We start from the raw sequence: 18,013 nt of genomic DNA, 5'->3' as shown, positions 1-18,013 counted from the left end.
GTTCACACTGTTCCGCGGAACAGGAATCGTTTTAGCTTCAAAAGCGTAAATCCATTGCCGGATTAGGGAGTTGAATCTTGTTCCACCTGTTCCGCTTGTTCACACTGTTCCGCGGAACAATCATCATTTTACCTTCAAAAGCGTAAATCTATAGCCGGATTAGAGCACTGAACCTTTGTTCCACCTGTTCCACTTGTTCACACTGTTCCGCGGAACAGGAATCGTTTTACCTTCAAAAGCGTAAATCCATAGCCGGATTAGGGAGTTGAATCTTGTTCCACCTGTTCCACTTGTTCACACTGTTCCGCGGAACAAGCGTCTTTACGGCTTCGGGCCTTCCCCGGTTCCGATCTTTTTCTTCCTTCTTTACATTCTCCCTCCTATTCCTTATCTTGCCTCAATAAACTTGCCCCGCAATGAAGTTTGTTAAAGCTTTCCTTTCCATCATCATTACCGCATTACTCATCGTAGTACTCGAAATCAAGATCGGGCCTGTTCCGGCTATCGGCGTGTTCCTGAACCCTTCTACCGGTTTCTGGCAAAATGCGGAAAGCAAGAACATCCTGCCTGCGGAAAAGCTGAAGCTTACCGGCTTGCTGGATGAGGTGATCATCCGTTATGATGAGAACCGGATCCCGCATATCTTCGCCAAAAACGATCACGACCTTTACTATGCCCAGGGCTTTGTAACCGCCCGCGACCGACTGTGGCAAATGGATATTCAAACCCGCAGTGCCGCCGGCAGGCTGGCCGAAGTGGTTGGCCCCAAAGCACTTGATATTGACCGTTACCATCGCCGCATGGGCATGGTGTATGGCGCCGAAAACGGCCTTAAAGGCATCATGGCCAACCCGCAAACCCGCACCATGGTAACCGCTTACACCGACGGAGTGAACAACTACATCCACTCGCTGAGCCCCAAAAGCTACCCGCTGGAGTTTAAGCTGCTGAACTACGCCCCCGAGGAATGGAAGCCAATTAACTGTATCTTCTTACTGAAGCTGATGTCTGAAACACTGGCAGGCGGCTCGGACCAGTTCGCCATGACCAACAACCTGCGCCGCTTTGGCCCGCAGGCGGTAAACGACCTTTTCCCTGATTATCCTTTTCATGAATCGCCCATTATCCCCGTGGGTACCAAATGGAACTTTAAGCCGCTGCCTATCCCCAAACCATCAGCAGGGTACCTCGCGCAGATGACCGAAGGGATCAAAACCCGTGAAAAAGTAGATGGCATTGGCAGTAATAACTGGGCGATATCTGGCAGTAAGTCGGCCACCGGCTACCCTATTTTGGCTAACGACCCGCACCTCAACTTAACGTTCCCCGCTATCTGGTATCAAATACAGCTGTCGTCGCCCACGGGCAACGTGAACGGTGTATCGCTGCCGGGTGCTCCTTGTGTGATTATCGGCTACAACCAGAAGGTGAGCTGGGGTGTTACCAACGTTGATGCCGATGTGCTGGACTGGTACCAGGTAAAATTCAGGGATAAAACCAAAAGCGAGTACTGGTACAACAACAAGTGGAACCCTGTTAAAAAGCGGCTGGAGGTGATCAGCATCCTGGGGCAGCAAGCTGAAACAGATACCGTGCTGTACACGCACCATGGCCCCGTGGTTTATGAAACTACAGCCCAAAAACCGAAGGATGAGTTTGAGCATATCCCCGTTGGAGATGCTTTGCGGTGGATAGCACACGATGAGTCGAACGAGTTTTTGTGCTTTTATAACCTTAATCGCGCTAAAAACTACGCAGATTACCGCGAGGCCATCTCTCACTTTACCGCCCCGGCGCAGAACTTCATCTTCGCCAGTAATGATAACGATATTGCTATAACTCCCAACGGGAAATTCCCCCTCAAATACAAAGAGCAGGGTAAATACATAATGGATGGCAGCGACCCCGCCAATGACTGGCACGGCTGGATCCCAGCAGACCAAAACCCGACGGTGAAGAACCCGCCGAGGGGCTTTGTAAGCTCGGCTAATCAATCGTCAACTGACCCTACTTATCCGTATTACATCAACTGGCGCTATGAGCAATACTATCGCGGCAAACGCATAAACGACCGCCTTACCGCCATGCAAAAAGCCACCGTTGACAGCATGAGGCTGATGCAAAGCGACAATTACAGCATCCTGGCACAGGACGTATTGCCTGCCCTGATCAAATACATTGACCCCACAAAGCTCAGCGATGACCAGGCCAAAGCCTTCGGCATGATAAAACAATGGGATAAACACTACGCCGCCAATTCGGTTGGTGCAAGTATCTTTAACAGGTGGTGGGCTAACTTCTATAACCTGGTTTGGTCGGATGAGTTTGGCGCAAAAGGAACCTACCTTAAATTCCCCTCGTACGATCGTACTGAAAAGTTGTTGCTAACCGAGCCAAATTCCAAATGGTTTGATAATGTGCATACTCCGTTAAAAGAAAGTTGCGCCGATATGGTAAGTCATGCTTTTTACAATACCGTTGACGACCTGGTGCGCGGGCATGGCAAACCTGGTGATAAGTGGCAATGGGGAATGGTAAAAGAAACATTCATCAACCACATGGCCAACTTACCAGGCTTCGGCACAGGACTGTTCCCGGCAGGGGGCACAGGTGGGGTTATCAATGCCTTGCGCGGCAATAACGGGCCGTCATGGCGAATGGTAGTGCAAATGGGGCCAACAGTAAAAGGCTATGGGGTGTTCCCAGGAGGTGAGTCCGGCAACCCGGGCAGCTTCTTTTTCCGCAACATGTTTAACACCTGGAAAGATGGCGAGCTGAATGAACTGCTGTTCTTAAAGTCGGCCGATGAAAGTTCAGCCAGGATCAAGTCAACCTTAACGCTTAATAAAAAGTAATTATGCTATTTTTCATCATACTGATATTAACCTTTGGCAGCGGCTACTTTTTACCATGGTGGGTAATAGCCATAGCGTCATTCTTGCCGGCTTTATTTATAGGCAAAACAGCGGCAAAGTCATTTTGGTCTGGCTTTGCCGCTGTGTTTATAGTTTGGACGATACTGGCACTTTTTAAAACCATTCCTAACGATAACATCCTTGCCAAACATGTTGCCACCCTGTTTCAGCTGCCGAACTGGATCCTGCTGTTGCTGATAACCGCGTTAATTGGCGGCATCGTAGGCGGCATGTCGGCATTATCGGGCGTATTACTGAAGAAGGCTTTTAACAGGGAACAATAATGGGTAAGGCTAAAAAGCAGCGCAGTACGTCCGGATTAAAACATCCCGTTGCCGTGTGCCATGGTTTCCGGAACCTGCTGTTCAACGCTCCAGTGTTCCGCAACTTTTCCGCCGGCTACCCTGAACAGGTGCATTTGCGCAAACGATTGCCCTGAGGCCAAGCGTTCAACATGGGCAGCAACAAAATCGCCTTCACCAATAATTCTGTGTACTTTAAATTCACCATTTGTGCTATTCACCAGGCCGTTCGCAACATTGTGTTCTACATAATCATGCGCAAGGAATTTAGCAACTGCATCGTCCCGTTCTGATCTAAATAATTCCCCATAAAAATCCCTGATCATTGTTTTAGAGACTTGCTTATCGGCTGTTTCGTCAATTGCTGTGCGCCCGTTGGTCATTGTAATTGGTTCGTCACCGATTGGGGCAAGGGGTTGTCCTGCGTCCCAATGCTCGGCTATCTTTCCATTGCGCAGGCGAAAAAGGTCAATTACAGCTACATGTTGCGCCATAAATTCAATATCCAGGTGCACAGCTACCAGGTCGCCGTCAGCAATCACCCTTATTATTGGCGAAGGCCCCGGCACTGCCGGCTTTGGAAGCGTTTTAAGAAAGGCCAACATTTCGAGCAAACCGGCCCGGCCGTCTTTCACAGTTGGGCTGTGCTGAATGTAATCCTCATGCACATAGCTATCAACGAGAGAAAGGTCAAGATCGCGGATTATTTTTCGATAACACTCCAGTACTATTGTTTTATTGGATTTTGGTTCCATAAATATATATTTTGATAACGGGATACGGCATAAATTGGCCATAACCCAGATAATTGATCGGTTATTTAAATTAATTTGAAATATGTTTGTTGAAAAAACGGTAATAACAACTCCGTTGCTGCCTAATGAAGCAGCGGTTGACAACCGTTTAAAGGGCCGGATTTTTAACTATCCGTAATTGATATGGAGTGAAAGTAACTATGCCGTAAATGTAATAAAATTATTCGTTCACATCTGCTAAACAAAAGGGGCGTAATCATATTATTGCAATAGCTAAAAAATCAGGTTAATCTTTATAAATTTGTTTCAATTATAAACCTCTTAATAACTGAATGAACACGGCAGCTGAAAGATCAACCATTCCCGGCCTCATCCGCTATATCGTAAAAAACATCCATCCAGACACGCATACTTTTATGACCCATAAAGTAGGTGACGACTGGGTTGAGATCACCTATCGTAAGGCATTGGAAAACATTGATGCCATATCGTCGTGGTTGCTGGAAATCGGTATAAAAAAGGGAGACCGGCTGGCGCTGATCATTGAGAACGGGCCGGATTACGTTTATTACGACCAGGCGCTGCAGCAAATCGGGGCAATAAACACCTCCATTTATCCTACCTTGTCAGAAACCGAGATTGAATATATTTTGAATGATTCAGGCGCGAAAACCATTTTGGTAGGTAGCCCGTTCCTGTTACGCAAAATCGTAAAAATAGCCAATAACTGCCCGGCATTGGTTAGGATAATTCCGGCATTTGATGATTTTGAGAAATCCATAGCTAAATTAAGCCTGAATGCAGGCGTTGTAAGCCTTAAACAGGTGATAGACGAAGGCTTAAAAATGGATGATAAATACACGTCCGCCATTAAAAGTGCACGTGAAGCTATCTTGCCTTCTGATCTTTCCTGCTTGATTTATACTTCGGGCACTACAGGTACACCAAAAGGAGTTATGCTTACGCATTTCAATTTAACCGAAAATGCGCGGGTGAGTCTTATTCAAATCCCCATTATTGAAGCTACAGATATCTTCCTTTCGTTTTTGCCGCTGTCGCACGTATTTGAGCGCACGGCTACCTATCACATTTGCCTGTTCACGGGTGCCAAAATAGCTTTTGCACAAAGCCTGGACCTGCTGGCAAAAAACATGGCCGAAGTTAGGCCGACCGTTATGAACTGCGTACCCCGCCTTTTGGAGCGGATTCATGACCGGGCCATGAAAAATGGCACCAGCGCGGGTGGTATAAAATCAAACATATTTTTGTGGTCGCTTAAAATTGGCAAGGAAGTAAGGCTAGCGCATGAAGCGGGCAAAAAACCGGGCATCATACTTAGCCAGCAACATAAAATTGCCGAAAAGCTGGTATTTAGTAAAATAAAGGAAAAAACCGGCGGCAGGCTAAAGATCATGCTTTCCGGTGGGGGTGCGCTGCCCAAAAATATCGGTGAGTTTTTTGGCGACCTGGGCATAAAGATCCTGGAAGGATTTGGACTTACGGAAACGTCGCCCGTGATGGCCGTTACTGAAACCGACCGGATTATTTACGGAACCGTTGGCCGCATTATCCCGGGCATCGAGGTTGCCATACAAAATATTGATAACCAACACATTTATACCATACAAACCCACGATACTTTCAAAGAGGATTTTCAGTCGGAAGAAGGAGAGATCATCGTTCGCGGGCATTGTGTAATGAAAGGCTACTGGAACAAGCCCGAAGAAACAGCTTCAGTAATTGATGCCGAAGGATGGTTTCATACCGGCGATATCGGCAGATACTTTAAAGGTAACCTGCAAATAACCGACAGGCTAAAAAACATGCTGGTTAACGCTTATGGTAAAAACATCTATCCAACACCTGTTGAAAATACTTACCTCAAAAGCCCTAAAATTGAACAGATCTTTTTAATCGGCGATAAAAGGGAATACATAACAGCAATTGTCGTCCCGGCAAAAGAAACCCTGCAGGAGGCTTTTAATTTAAGCCAGGAGTTTTTCGAAAAACCTGATGTATTTATTGATGAGAAGGAAATTGCTGACTGGATAGGCCAGGATGTAAAGAAATATTCCAGTGAGCTTGCCAAGTTTGAGCGCGTGAAAAATTTCAGGGTAAAACGTAACCCATTCAGCATTGAAGACGGCGAAATAACACCCACCATGAAAGCTAAGCGAAAGGTGATTGAAAAAAAATACGCCAAAATTATTGATGAATTATATTTACAGGAAACCGAAGCAGATTAAATTAAATCGTGTTTAAAGAACTGCTGGCCGTAAACGAATATCCAAACCTTTTGCAGCAACCAAATGCCGCTTTTACAGCAAAGTTGTGGTTGCTGCTCAAAATTTACGGCGTGCTTTTTTTGGCCATTCTGTTTATAGCGCCGCTTATAATCGCTGCCGACAATTTTGTGGTGCATGTGCTGCACTTTAAAACTATAAATAAAGTCCAGCATGACAGTATGCGGCATTTCTTTCAAAAACTGGGCTATTGGAAGGCGTTTTTCTATGTGGGCCTGCTAGGCCCGTTACTGGAGGAAACTATTTTCAGGCTGCCATTGTCATTAAAAAAACGGGACATTGCTTTCGCATTTTCAGCAGCTGCGTTTTTGTTTGATAGTTTTCTATTTAAGCACATTAGCTCGCCGATGTTAAATATTGGCATACGCCTTTCCATATCAGCCATTATTTACCTGGCTTGTATATTTAACATTCCCAACGGACTTTCAATTGTTGACTATCGTTTCCGCAATCAGCTCATTATCCTGTCAATGTGCTTGTTTGGTTTAATGCATATAGCAAACTATTCTCCTATCCAATGGCCAGTCATCTGGATCTATCCGGTATATGTGCTGCCACAGCTTTTAATGGGCTGGGCAATTACCTTTGTCCGCTTTAAAAACGGCTTTTTCTGGGGATTTGCCCTTCACTGTATCATCAACATGGTTTCCGTGATGCTTTCAGCAGGGCGAATTTAACCTGGCTCGTCTGCTATAAAAATCCCAGCAGCTCTCTTATTTCAACCACACTTTTAAATTTTTCACTTTCAATGCTATGCTCAATTTGCTCATGGGCCCACGTGATATGGTAAGGCACATGTACCGCATTGCCGCCGATATTAAGCACAGGCATGATATCACTCTTCAAAGAGTTACCCACCATCAGCAGTTCCTGGGGTGCAATATCAAGGTGCCTGATCAGCTTCAGGTAATTGGCATCGTCTTTTTCAGACATGATCTCGATATGATGAAAATAATGACTGATGCCCGATTTCTTTAACTTGCGTTCCTGGTCAAGCAAATCACCTTTAGTAGCAACCACAAGGCGGTATTTACTTTTTAATGTCCCCAGCACGTCCTCAACGCCATCAAGCAGCTCAATCGGCTGGTTCAGCATTTGTTTTCCCAGGTCCAGTATCGCCCCAACCACTTCTGCGCTTATTGTATTATTTGAGATCCGCAAAGCAGTTTCAATCATCGAAAGCACAAAACCTTTTATGCCATAGCCGTAAAAAGTAAGGTTACCAATCTCCGTTTTCAGTAACTCTCGCTCCAGTTCATGTTGAGTTGAATACCCGCCCAGCAAATTATAAAATTGCTCCTCTGTTTGCCGGTAATAGGGCTCATTTACCCAAAGCGTATCATCGGCATCAAACGCAATTACTTTTAAATTCATATTCAAAGATATATGCTGCGTTCGAAGATTTGTAAACTTTTAAAAAGTTGGCAAATCTGTAACTCAACCTTTCTGCTTTTACCTTTCTCCTTTCACCTCAAAAACGCTATTTTTGCACCTTTATTAAAAATATGAGTACTGCACTATCTGAACAGGAAATTTTACGCCGCGAATCGTTACAACAACTGCGCGCTTTAGGTATTAACCCATATCCCGCCGAGGAATATAAGGTTACTGCTTTTGCACAGGACATTACTGACAATTTCAACCGATTTCCTGATCACTATAAACAGGTTACCCTTGCAGGCCGTATCATGACCCGCCGCATTATGGGCAGCGCATCTTTTGCTGAACTGCAGGATTCAACCGGTCGCATGCAGATCTACCTGAAACGCGATGATATTTGCCCGTGTGAAGACAAAACGCTTTACAATACCGTATTTAAGAAACTGCTTGATATTGGCGACTATATCGGGGTTAAAGGATTTGTATTTTTAACGCAAACCGGTGAAATTTCTGTGCATGTGCAGGAACTGGTTTTACTGGCAAAAGCGTTAAAACCGCTGCCCGTTGTAAAACGCGATGAAGAAGGAAATACGCACGATGCCTTCACTGATCCTGAACTTCGCTATCGCCAGCGTTATGTTGACCTTACCGTTAACCCGGAATTTAAACAGATTTTCCTGAAACGTTCAAAAGTAATCAGCAGCATGCGCGAATACTTTAACAAGCAGGGCTGGCTGGAAGTGGAAACCCCAATATTACAACCCGTGCATGGTGGTGCGGCTGCACGCCCTTTCGGCACACACCACAACACACTGGATATGCCGCTATTTTTACGCATAGCCAACGAGTTGTATTTAAAACGATTGATTGTAGCAGGTTTTGATGGCGTTTATGAGTTTGGTAAGATGTTCCGTAACGAGGGCATGGACCGTACCCACAACCCTGAATTTACCAGCATGGAAATCTACGTGGCCTACAAAGATTATAACTGGATGATGGCCATGGTGGAGGAGTGTTTGGAAATTGTTGCCCGCACCGTTCATGGTATTCCAGTGGTGCAGGTTGGCGCTAATGAAATTAATTTCGCAGGTCCATACGAGAAACTTTCTATGTATGATTCAATCTTGAAATATACCAACATTGATGTTTCAGCAATGGATGAAGCTGCCTTGCGCCAAACCTGCAAAGAACTTGGTATTGAAGTAAACCCTTCAATGGGTAAAGGCAAATTAATTGACGAGATCTTTGGTGCAAAAGTTGAAGCTAACCTGATCCAGCCAACCTATATTACAGACTACCCGATTGAGATGACACCGCTTGCTAAAAAGCACCGCACTAAAGAGGGGCTGGTTGAGCGTTTTGAGTTGTTTGTAAATGGAAAAGAGATCGCTAACGCCTACTCTGAGCTAAATGATGCTATCGACCAGCGCGAACGCCTGGAAGAGCAGCTGATACTGGCTGGCCGAGGTGATGATGAAGCAATGGCTATGGATGATGACTTTTTACGTGCTTTGGAATACGGGATGCCGCCAACATCAGGCTTAGGTATAGGTATTGACCGTTTGGTAATGCTGATGACCAATCAGAGTACCATCCAGGAAGTATTGTTCTTCCCGCAAATGCGCCCCGAGAAAAAAGCAAAAACGGTAACTGCAGACGATTTTATTCATGTGGGTGTACCTGCGGAGTGGGTGCCTGTATTAAATAAAATGGGTATTAACACGCTTGAGGATCTAAAAGCTGCAAACCCTAACAAGGTATTTAACGACCTGGGTGGGATGCGCAAAAAATTGAAACTTGATATCACCATGCCTGCAAAAGAAGTGGTAATGGCCTGGTTTGCCTGATCTGGCAATAAGCTCATGAACTTAAGTCTTCGCTATAACACAGAAGCCGCTTTGTAACTCGTTACAAAGCGGCTTCTTAATTCAATAACCCCGTTTAATTTTACAATGCGTTAAGCGAGGCTTTTAGTGTTTTAACAGCTTCCTTATCGCTTTTTGCAGTATCAAAAATCTCTTTAGAAGTCAGGTCATTCCCGTAAAAACGGGCGTTTGCTGTTTTATCAATTGCCAGGTTTGAACCGTTTATACTGATGCCGGCAAATAAACCGCGACTGCGCGAATAAGAATAAATTTCGGCATCCAGCTTATAATCAGTATTAGCCGAAGTACTTCTGCCAACCGGGCCTGCAGCTGCCGAAGCATCGCCACCAACAGTAAAATCTCCGTTTTTAACTTTGGCAAGCACCCCTTTATGACGGAACATCAAAACCAGGTCAACAGACTGTACGCCAATTTGCGCTCCTATGCTGCCACCTGTTAAGGTAACAAAAACAGGATCGCTCCATTTGCCATCATCCATTTTTACCATAGCCACGCCCCTGCCGCGTTTGCCACCAACAACAAAGCCTGCATTTATTAATTTAGGTATAATAACCACACCCTGGCATTCAGAAATCAGATCATGCGGGATAGATTCCTTCATTTTTCCGAAATCCTTTAACACGTTCGAAGCGGCATGCACACGTTCGGTTTCTTTGCTTCCATCTGTAGTGGCCGAAATCAGCACAAAAAAGATGCTTAACATAACCGGTAGCATCAATAATCTTAACTTTTTCATGAGTTGTTTTTTTAATAGATAGTAATAAAAATTACAAATATGTTAACCTTATAACCTTTAAAAAATTGCGTTGTTTCATAATTTCCGCATTTTTTATTGAGGCCGGTAAAGGTATCTTTTGTGCAACATTTTCAAATCTTCAAATTGTCAAATCTTCAATTCACTATCTTTGTACCAATGGATAAGCAGCAGGTATTTTCAATTAGCAATGAGGAGCAATTCAACGATGTTGCTTTGCAGATCTTCAGGCACCAGGCTAAAAACTGCAGGGTTTATCACGATTTTATATCGGGCTTAAATATCGATGCCGAAAATGTAGGTACTGTACAGCAGATCCCATTTTTGCCAATTGAATTTTTCAAATCGCATTTAGTGCTAAGCGCCGATGTCCCCGCAGAGGTAACTTTTACCAGTTCCGGCACTACAGGAATGATCACCAGTCGCCACCTGGTTACTGATGTCAGCTGGTACACGGAAAGCTTCCGGGCCGCTTTTCGCTTATTTTACGGCGATATTGAGGACTATACCATTTTAGCCCTGCTACCCTCCTACCTGGAGCGCGAAGGCTCGTCACTTATTTATATGGCCGATGACCTAATCAAACAATCAAACAATGCCGGCAGCGGCTTTTACCTGTATAACCATGCTGACCTTTACCTGCAATTAAAAAAAGAGCAGGCCGCGCAAAAACCGACCCTACTGATAGGGGTAACTTTTGCCCTGCTTGATTTTGTGGAGCAATACCCCATAAATTTCCCGGAGTTAATTGTAATGGAAACAGGTGGCATGAAGGGCCGCAGAAAAGAGATGATCCGCGAGGAATTGCATCAGCAGCTATGCGCCGGGTTTGGTGTTAGCGCCATCCATTCAGAATACGGGATGACCGAACTGCTGTCGCAAGCTTATTCAAAGGGCGAAGGTATTTTTGCCTGCCCGCCCTGGATGAAGGTCATTACCCGTGACACCAACGATCCGCTGGAGCTTTTGCAAAATAATAGAGCCGGTGGCATCAACGTTATTGACCTCTCAAACATCAACTCCTGCTCATTTATCGCCACGCAGGACCTGGGAAAGGTTTACCCGGATAACTCATTCGAAGTTTTAGGCCGTTTTGATAATTCTGATATCAGGGGTTGTAATTTGCTGATAGCTTAAAACTTAACTTACTACTAACATAATATTATTATTTTTGCACCTTATTAATAGCGTATTGCCATGATTGAGAAATTTTTGAACGAAGAACAAGACCCGAAAGCGGTTGAAAAAATATATTTCCGCCTTGCCGACCTGCTGACTACCGGCGAAGAGATATTATACATTGCGGTTCAAAAAAAACCAATAGTGAACCTTTTTCCTGATTGCGTTGCTTTAACCAATAAAAGGATCCTGTTTTTTACACCGGCTAACCTTGGTTTAACTATAAAGTTTGTTGATTTTGTTTGGAAAGACATTGTTGATGTTTACACCAAAGAAGAGATCATTGGTGCTATTTTTAGCGTAAAAACCACCAACGGCGCCGAGATGGGTGTTGATTACCTGCCCAAAGTACAGGCCCGTAAGCTTTATCAATACGCGCAGGAACGTAAAGAGTCTGAACGCGAAGCCCGCCGCCTGCGCGACCTGGAAGAAAAACGCGCAGAATCAGGTGCAATCCAGTTCGAAAATGCATCGCGTTTAGCATCGCAACAGCCGGTTACCCCGGTTGAGCTGATGCCTGTATCGGCTCCTGAGCCTGTTCGTACACCTGAGCCAGCCCCTGCTCCTGTTGTGCAGGAAGCTCCGAAACCAGATGAACTAACCGAAAAGTTAAAAAAATTAAGAATGCTGTTTGACAACGGATTGATTTCGCAGGAAGAATATAACCACAAGAAATTAGATTTACTGAGCGACTTGTAATTATTATTAGTCATTTTTTACAAACGGTTTTAATGACTAATGACACAATAACCAATGATTATACCAACCGGCTGTCAAAATCAAAAGGTTCTTTCTTTAATAGCTTAACTTTTTTCATGCCGGGATGTAAGGGGTTTAAAAGGTAATTAAATTCCATCGGCACTATAGATGAAGGCACCTTTAACAGCAAATGTTCACCCGTCTTCAGGAATTGATCACCAATTTGTTTTAATGCAGCCGGAGCAAAAACATCCTGCCAGTGGGGCGGCAGTTCATTAACAGCTACCTGAGTAATGCTGTTATCGGGCACTTCAATTCCAACCAGGCAAAAATCATCGGGAATCATTAACGGAGGCAGGTGTACCAGTACCTCTAATACCGCAAGTGACCTTGAAGAGGCCAGGTAGGTTACCGGCTTGCCTTTGCTGTTCCACCGGCCGCCGTATAATCGGGCCCCGGTGCCGCTCAGGTCGCCTGCGTATTCACACTTTGCGATGCGATATAATACCATCAGGCAAAAATTCCATGTTCAATACGGCCTAATTCGGTAAAAACCATATTAAAACCAGCAGAAGTATCAAGCATTGATACCGGTGCTTCACCGTTAAAAACAATGCTCGGCGCTTTTATCCAAACCTTAAATTTATCAACGGAGCCGAACACCTCCTCGCCGCGGGTGTACAAGCGTGCAAGCTCAACAGCTTTTTCAGCGTATTCAGTTTTTATAATAACATCATCATCATAACGCTGCAGGGTGCGCTCGCTAATGTGAAGTATATTAGCTAACTCCTGGATGTTTAACGAAACCTTTTTTGCCAATGCCAGCAAAGTACGTTTAGAGAACCCCTTACGTGCTATATGAATGAGATCAAAATCATTAGATGCCCTTAATGACTTTGTGGCTCCTAATAAATTATAAAATGAGTTGCCCATGCCTTGTACAGCATAGGCCACCATCGGCTCACTTACGATGTTCGGAGTGTCTTCATGTTTTGATTTATGCGACATACATACAAATATATGTACCATTTGTCGCATTTTAAAATTTATCCGGCAATTATTAAAAAATAATTCTTCTTTCCTTTTTGTGCTACTAAATATTTGCCGCTAATTAAGGTGTCTGTGTTGTAAACATCCTCAATAGAATTGATTTTCACTTTATTAATGGCGGCCCCGCCACCCTGGATCATTTTTTTTGCTTCTCCTTTAGAAGAGAAAACAGCAGTATGAGCGGCTAAAAGATCAACCACATTTATTCCCTGCTGCAATTCACTCTGGCTGATGTTAAAATTAGGCACGCCTTCAAACAAGGCCAACACTTCATCATCATTCAGTTCACTTAAAAACTCAATCCCAATATTGCCAAATAAAAATTCCGACGATTTAATTGCCTTTTCATAAGCCGCTTCACCATGTACCCTAATGGTAATATCTTTTGCCAAAGCTTTTTGTAATACCCTTAAATGCGGGGCGGCATCCTGTTCGGCTTCCAGCGCTTCTATTGTTTCCCTGTCAAATAAGGTAAAAATCCTGATATAAGTTTTAGCATCGGCATCGCTGGTATTTAACCAAAACTGGTAAAATTTATAAGGTGATGTTTTTTCAGCATCAAGCCAGATGTTGCCACCTTCGGTTTTGCCAAACTTGGTTCCGTCAGATTTTTTTATCAGTTGGGTAGTTAAGGCAAAGGCCTCTCCTACCCCTTTCCGGCGTACCAGTTCGGTACCAGTTACAATGTTGCCCCATTGGTCTGACCCGCCCATTTGTAAAGCACAGTTATGGTTTTTCCACAAATAGTAAAAATCATAGCCCTGTACCAATTGGTATGTAAATTCAGTAAATGACATGCCTGTTTCGCCTTCCAGTCGTTTTTTCACTGAATCTTTGGCCATCATATAATTAACGGTGATGTGTTTACCCACTTCGCGGATAAAATCAAGGAAGGTAAAATCCTTAAACCAATCGTAATTATTTACCATCTGAGCGCTGTTGGCTCCACAATCAAAATCCAGGAATTTCTCCAGCTGGCTTTTTATGCCAGCTAAGTTCAGCTGCAACACATCTTCCGAAAGCAAATTACGCTCCTGCGATTTGCCCGACGGATCGCCAACCATACCAGTAGCGCCGCCAACCAGCGCAAAAGGCTTATGCCCCGCGCGCTGAAAATGGATCATGGTCATGATCTGTGCCAGGCTGCCAACATGCAGCGAATCGGCAGTTGGGTCAAAACCTATATATCCTGATACCATACCTTTATTTAACAGGTCTTCCGTTCCGGGCATAATATCGTGCAGCATACCCCGCCAGCGTAGTTCTTCAACAAAATTCATTATATGTTCAATTCAAAAGTGGCAAATATAATAATTGATTTCGCCGATGGAGGAGGATTTTACCGATTATTAGTTTGCGACTACTCATACTATATAGATAATACAGCTATTGGATCTGGTGATTTATTAATATCTACACTGATAAAAACCTTTTCAATAATCAAAGTAACCCTTTTATAAAATCAGTGTAATCAAATTTATAAAATCATCTAAATCATAAAAAAATTGTATTTTGGGTTTAACACGACTTTTGAAAGGGCATTTTATGAATTTTCTCTCGCATTTTTATTTCGACCGGCGTTCTGATAGCTGTTACCATATATTAGGTACGGTGTTGCCCGATCTTTTAAAAAATGCTGATAAAACCATTATCCTCCACCCCGAAAAACTACACCATACCAATGATGCAGTTAATGCTATAATAACGGGCTGGAACAAACACCTGCTGGTTGACCGCTATTTTCATTCTTCTGAATTTTTTCTTCATCATTCGCACCAACTTAAAAAGGTGCTGCTGCCCGCCATGGCAGGCTCCCCTGTAAAGCCCTTCTTTTTGGGCCATATAGCTATTGAGTTGCTTTTAGATAACCTGCTGCTTACCACTAACAAAATTACTGTAGAAGGTTTTTATGATCACCTTAACGGCTGTGAAACCCAAGTAATAAATGAATTTTTAACCTTCGCCGGGTTAAATGACACGGCCAGGTTTTTTAAATTCTACGAAGAGTTCAAAAAAAGCCGTTATTTATCTACCTATACCGAAACGCATCAAATAGCCTATGCGCTTAAAAGAATTTGCATGCGCGTTTGGAAAGATCCTTTTACACCCGGGCACGAGGCTGCAATAAACCAGGTATTGGTGCGCTATCGCGAAAGTTTGTCAGATAATTTCATGTCAGTTTTTAATGAGATAGAGGATAAAATAAAAGCAGCTTAACGGCTGCCGACCTCAAAAACACAACCGCATTTCAACCTAAAACAGGTAGCAGGTCGCGGTATTTACCTGCACAAATTCCAAAAAACTATTGTTTTAGCTGCAAAAACACTTAAAAATCAGCATTTAACATTAAAATATTCTTTTCTAAATAAAATTAATATACCTACCTTTGCAGTCCCAATTAACAAATTGGGAAAAGGAGATAATTTATTTAATGGCAAAAAAACAGGAAGCAGAAAAAGAATTAAAAGCTAAAGAAGCTGAGCTGGACACAATTACATCGTCTGGCGAGAAAGAAACTATTGAATCAGAAGCTGATTCAAATTTCATCAATGAAATCAAATCAAAGATCACAGTAACCCCCGAAGATTTCGATTGGGATGCTGATGAGAAGAAATTTGGCAATTACAGCGACAGCGATCGTGAGAAATTCGAGAAAATGTATGATGGAACATTCAGTTCAATCACCAAAGGCGAAATCATCACCGGTACCGTTGTTAATGTAAACAACAAAGATGTGGTATTAAACATCGGATTTAAATCTGACGGTTTGGTATCAGTATCTGAATTCCGTGATACACCTGATCTGAAGATCGGTGACACAGTTGAAGTATTTGTTGAGTCGCAGGAAGATGCTAACGGTCAGTTAGTATTATCACGCAAGCGTGCAAAAACTCAAAAATCATGGGAACGTATTAATTCTGCATTAGACAATGATGAAATCATCACTGGTTTTGTTAAGAGCAGAACTAAAGGTGGTTTGATTGTAGATATTATGGGCGTTGAAGCCTTTTTACCTGGTTCACAAATTGACATAAAACCTATCAGGGATTATGACATTTATGTGGGTAAAACAATGGAATTCAAAGTTGTTAAGATCAACCACGAGTTTAAAAACGTAGTGGTATCGCACAAAGTGCTGATCGAAGACGATTTAGAAAACCAAAAAACTGAAATTGTTGCCCGCCTTGAAAAAGGACAGGTACTTGAAGGAACCGTTAAAAACATTACCGACTTTGGTGTATTCATTGACCTTGGTGGCGTTGACGGTTTACTGCACATTACCGACATTTCATGGGGCCGCATAGAGCATCCGCGCGAAATCCTTGCATTAGATCAGAAAATCAACGTTGTTGTTCTTGATTTTGATGACGAGAAAAAACGTATTGCTTTAGGCTTAAAACAACTTACACCACACCCTTGGCAGTCATTGGATGAAAACATTCAGATCGGTTCAAAGGTTAAAGGTAAAATTGTTACCGTTGCTGATTACGGCGCATTCCTTGAAATCATCCCTGGTGTTGAAGGTTTGATCCACGTATCAGAAATGTCATGGTCACAAAACTTACGTAACCCTCAGGAATTCCTGAAAGTTGGTGACGAAGTTGAAGCACAAGTGTTAACACTTGACCGCGACGAGCGCAAAATGAGCTTAGGTATTAAGCAATTAACTCCTGATCCATGGCAAAATGCTGCTGACCGTTACGCGGTTGGTACACAGCACATCGCTACAGTTAAAAACATGACCAACTTTGGTGTGTTTGTTGAACTGGAAGATGGAATTGACGGCTTGATCCACATCAGCGACCTTTCCTGGTCTAAAAAAGTAAATCACCCTAACGAGTTCACTAAAGTTGGTGAAAAATTAGACGTGGTTGTTTTAGAACTTGATGTTGAGAACCGTAAATTAAGCTTAGGCCACAAACAACTTGAAGAAAACCCTTGGGATACTTTTGAAACCATCTTCACTATTGACTCAATACATGAAGGTACCGTATTAAAAGTAACTGAAAAAGGCGCTATTGTTGCTTTACCTTATGGTGTTGAAGGCTTTGCGCCTACCAAACACCTGGTTAAAGAAGATGGCAAGAGCTTAAAAGCTGAAGAAGCTGCTGAGTTCAAGATCATTGAATTTAACAAGGAAAACAAACGTATCGTTATCTCTCACTCACGCATTTGGGAAGAAGCCCGTGCCGAGCAACGTGTTCAGGAATTTGAAAGCCGTAAAAAGGAAGCAAAATCTGCAAGCAACGCTGTGAAAAAAGTGAAAGAATCAGTTGAAAAATCAACTTTAGGCGATTTGAGCGTATTAGCACAATTGAAAGAGCAGATGGAAGGTGCTGAAAACAAAGCACGTAAAGCTACAACAACAACAAAGAAAACTTCTGAAGAAGAAGCTGCTGAATAAGCTTTAAATAAATTTAAATCCTTTAAGCCCTCCTGATTAGTCAGGAGGGCTTTTTTATTGCCGATATTTAAATTATGAAAAAAGCATTCAATATACCTCGAAATTATGCGCTGAGCATTATCTTTTGCTTACTGTTTACTATGGTAATGTTGGGCGTAAATTTTAATGAATTTAATATACCTTATCCTGTTTTCATATTCCTGCTGATTGTTTGCGCGATGATCAGTGTATTGAGTTACGCCGGCTATATTTATTGGAAAATACGCGATTGGAACAAATACATTTACAATGTTATTTATAATCTCATGGCGTTCTTTCTTTTAGGTTTGCTGGTGTCCGTTATAGTTGGATTTACTTTTTTGGTTATATTAAATAAAGATTAATT

The 18,013-nt window shown here is 43.0% G+C and carries 16 protein-coding genes; 10 read left to right on the top strand and 6 right to left on the bottom strand.

Features of this window, described 5'->3' with window-relative positions; genetic code table 11:
- Positions 1–416: 416 nt before the first annotated feature.
- Together MuYL_RS07505 and MuYL_RS07500 are read left to right on the top strand one after the other, a co-directional pair.
- Positions 417–2,855: a penicillin acylase family protein gene (locus MuYL_RS07505; RefSeq protein WP_094569945.1), complete on the top strand. Its 2,439-nt coding sequence runs from the start codon at positions 417–419 to the stop codon at positions 2,853–2,855.
- A gap of 2 nt (positions 2,856–2,857) precedes the next feature.
- A complete protein-coding gene (locus MuYL_RS07500; protein ID WP_094569944.1) occupies positions 2,858–3,199 on the top strand; it encodes a hypothetical protein in 342 nt (113 codons plus the stop codon).
- Between the two features lie 35 nt (positions 3,200–3,234).
- Here the strand turns inward: MuYL_RS07500 and MuYL_RS07495 are convergent, their stop codons facing one another.
- Complete coding sequence (locus MuYL_RS07495) at positions 3,235–3,972, bottom strand: nuclear transport factor 2 family protein (RefSeq protein ID WP_157740679.1); 738 nt, start codon at positions 3,970–3,972, stop codon at positions 3,235–3,237.
- Positions 3,973–4,304: 332 nt separating this feature from the next.
- On the opposite strand from MuYL_RS07495, the gene MuYL_RS07490 reads away from it, so the two are divergent.
- On the top strand, positions 4,305–6,218 hold the full coding sequence (locus MuYL_RS07490) for an AMP-dependent synthetase/ligase (RefSeq protein WP_094569942.1): 1,914 nt from the start codon (positions 4,305–4,307) through the stop codon (positions 6,216–6,218).
- An 8-nt stretch (positions 6,219–6,226) separates the two neighbouring features.
- Entirely contained in the window at positions 6,227–6,952 is a 726-nt protein-coding gene (locus MuYL_RS07485; protein ID WP_094569941.1) for a CPBP family glutamic-type intramembrane protease, read from the top strand.
- 13 nt (positions 6,953–6,965) lie between these two features.
- Here MuYL_RS07485 and MuYL_RS07480 read toward each other — a convergent pair whose 3' ends face one another.
- Positions 6,966–7,649, bottom strand: coding sequence for an HAD family hydrolase (locus MuYL_RS07480; protein WP_094569940.1), 684 nt, complete (start codon positions 7,647–7,649; stop codon positions 6,966–6,968).
- Positions 7,650–7,780: 131 nt separating this feature from the next.
- On the opposite strand from MuYL_RS07480, the gene lysS reads away from it, so the two are divergent.
- A complete protein-coding gene (gene lysS / locus MuYL_RS07475; RefSeq protein WP_094569939.1) occupies positions 7,781–9,502 on the top strand; it encodes a lysine--tRNA ligase in 1,722 nt (573 codons plus the stop codon).
- A 100-nt stretch (positions 9,503–9,602) separates the two neighbouring features.
- Here the strand turns inward: lysS and MuYL_RS07470 are convergent, their stop codons facing one another.
- The gene (locus MuYL_RS07470) at positions 9,603–10,277 is read right to left on the bottom strand and encodes a lipid-binding SYLF domain-containing protein (protein ID WP_094569938.1); all 675 of its coding nucleotides are present in this window, start codon (positions 10,275–10,277) and stop codon (positions 9,603–9,605) included.
- Between the two features lie 177 nt (positions 10,278–10,454).
- Between MuYL_RS07470 and MuYL_RS07465 the strand changes: the two genes are divergently transcribed.
- Both MuYL_RS07465 and MuYL_RS07460 read left to right on the top strand, forming a co-directional pair.
- On the top strand, positions 10,455–11,432 hold the full coding sequence (locus MuYL_RS07465; RefSeq protein ID WP_094569937.1) for a LuxE/PaaK family acyltransferase: 978 nt from the start codon (positions 10,455–10,457) through the stop codon (positions 11,430–11,432).
- Positions 11,433–11,492: 60 nt separating this feature from the next.
- The gene (locus MuYL_RS07460) at positions 11,493–12,173 is read left to right on the top strand and encodes a PH domain-containing protein (protein ID WP_094569936.1); all 681 of its coding nucleotides are present in this window, start codon (positions 11,493–11,495) and stop codon (positions 12,171–12,173) included.
- A gap of 58 nt (positions 12,174–12,231) precedes the next feature.
- On the opposite strand, the gene MuYL_RS07455 is transcribed toward MuYL_RS07460, so the two are convergent.
- The 3 genes from MuYL_RS07455 to tyrS are packed head-to-tail and all read right to left on the bottom strand — an operon-like array spanning position 12,232 to position 14,503.
- Positions 12,232–12,684 carry an RES family NAD+ phosphorylase gene (locus tag MuYL_RS07455; protein WP_094569935.1) on the bottom strand — a complete coding sequence of 151 codons (453 nt, stop codon included), beginning with the start codon at positions 12,682–12,684 and terminating at the stop codon, positions 12,232–12,234.
- The gene (parS, locus tag MuYL_RS07450; RefSeq protein WP_245845805.1) at positions 12,684–13,202 is read right to left on the bottom strand and encodes a type II RES/Xre toxin-antitoxin system antitoxin; all 519 of its coding nucleotides are present in this window, start codon (positions 13,200–13,202) and stop codon (positions 12,684–12,686) included. The genes MuYL_RS07455 and parS overlap by 1 nt, the downstream gene beginning before the upstream one ends.
- A 17-nt stretch (positions 13,203–13,219) precedes the next feature.
- Complete coding sequence (gene tyrS, locus MuYL_RS07445; RefSeq protein ID WP_094569934.1) at positions 13,220–14,503, bottom strand: tyrosine--tRNA ligase; 1,284 nt, start codon at positions 14,501–14,503, stop codon at positions 13,220–13,222.
- Between the two features lie 265 nt (positions 14,504–14,768).
- On the opposite strand from tyrS, the gene MuYL_RS07440 reads away from it, so the two are divergent.
- The 3 genes from MuYL_RS07440 to MuYL_RS07430 all read left to right on the top strand — a co-directional run bounded on the left by MuYL_RS07440 (position 14,769) and on the right by MuYL_RS07430 (position 18,011).
- Entirely contained in the window at positions 14,769–15,440 is a 672-nt protein-coding gene (locus tag MuYL_RS07440) for a hypothetical protein (protein ID WP_094569933.1), read from the top strand.
- A 214-nt stretch (positions 15,441–15,654) separates the two neighbouring features.
- The gene (rpsA, locus tag MuYL_RS07435) at positions 15,655–17,628 is read left to right on the top strand and encodes a 30S ribosomal protein S1 (protein ID WP_094569932.1); all 1,974 of its coding nucleotides are present in this window, start codon (positions 15,655–15,657) and stop codon (positions 17,626–17,628) included.
- A 74-nt stretch (positions 17,629–17,702) separates the two neighbouring features.
- Positions 17,703–18,011, top strand: coding sequence for a hypothetical protein (locus MuYL_RS07430; protein ID WP_094569931.1), 309 nt, complete (start codon positions 17,703–17,705; stop codon positions 18,009–18,011).
- The last annotated feature ends 2 nt before the right edge of the window (positions 18,012–18,013 follow it).

It is taken from the genome of Mucilaginibacter xinganensis (assembly GCF_002257585.1).
Lineage (GTDB): Bacteria > Bacteroidota > Bacteroidia > Sphingobacteriales > Sphingobacteriaceae > Mucilaginibacter > Mucilaginibacter xinganensis.
Note: the sequence above shows the minus strand (reverse complement) of the source record. Positions and strands in the feature narration are given on the sequence as shown.

Excerpts from the sequence above, each read along its gene's own strand:
- MuYL_RS07505 (WP_094569945.1), top strand. The coding sequence starts at position 417 with ATGAAGTTTGTTAAAGCTTTCCTTTCCATCATCATTACCGCATTACTC.
- MuYL_RS07500 (WP_094569944.1), top strand. The coding sequence starts at position 2,858 with ATGCTATTTTTCATCATACTGATATTAACCTTTGGCAGCGGCTACTTT.
- MuYL_RS07495 (WP_157740679.1), bottom strand. The coding sequence starts at position 3,972 with ATGGAACCAAAATCCAATAAAACAATAGTACTGGAGTGTTATCGAAAA.
- MuYL_RS07490 (WP_094569942.1), top strand. The coding sequence starts at position 4,305 with ATGAACACGGCAGCTGAAAGATCAACCATTCCCGGCCTCATCCGCTAT.
- MuYL_RS07480 (WP_094569940.1), bottom strand. The coding sequence starts at position 7,649 with ATGAATTTAAAAGTAATTGCGTTTGATGCCGATGATACGCTTTGGGTA.
- lysS (WP_094569939.1), top strand. The coding sequence starts at position 7,781 with ATGAGTACTGCACTATCTGAACAGGAAATTTTACGCCGCGAATCGTTA.
- MuYL_RS07470 (WP_094569938.1), bottom strand. The coding sequence starts at position 10,277 with ATGAAAAAGTTAAGATTATTGATGCTACCGGTTATGTTAAGCATCTTT.
- MuYL_RS07465 (WP_094569937.1), top strand. The coding sequence starts at position 10,455 with ATGGATAAGCAGCAGGTATTTTCAATTAGCAATGAGGAGCAATTCAAC.
- MuYL_RS07460 (WP_094569936.1), top strand. The coding sequence starts at position 11,493 with ATGATTGAGAAATTTTTGAACGAAGAACAAGACCCGAAAGCGGTTGAA.
- MuYL_RS07455 (WP_094569935.1), bottom strand. The coding sequence starts at position 12,684 with ATGGTATTATATCGCATCGCAAAGTGTGAATACGCAGGCGACCTGAGC.
- parS (WP_245845805.1), bottom strand. The coding sequence starts at position 13,202 with ATGGTACATATATTTGTATGTATGTCGCATAAATCAAAACATGAAGAC.
- tyrS (WP_094569934.1), bottom strand. The coding sequence starts at position 14,503 with ATGAATTTTGTTGAAGAACTACGCTGGCGGGGTATGCTGCACGATATT.
- MuYL_RS07440 (WP_094569933.1), top strand. The coding sequence starts at position 14,769 with ATGAATTTTCTCTCGCATTTTTATTTCGACCGGCGTTCTGATAGCTGT.
- rpsA (WP_094569932.1), top strand. The coding sequence starts at position 15,655 with ATGGCAAAAAAACAGGAAGCAGAAAAAGAATTAAAAGCTAAAGAAGCT.
- MuYL_RS07430 (WP_094569931.1), top strand. The coding sequence starts at position 17,703 with ATGAAAAAAGCATTCAATATACCTCGAAATTATGCGCTGAGCATTATC.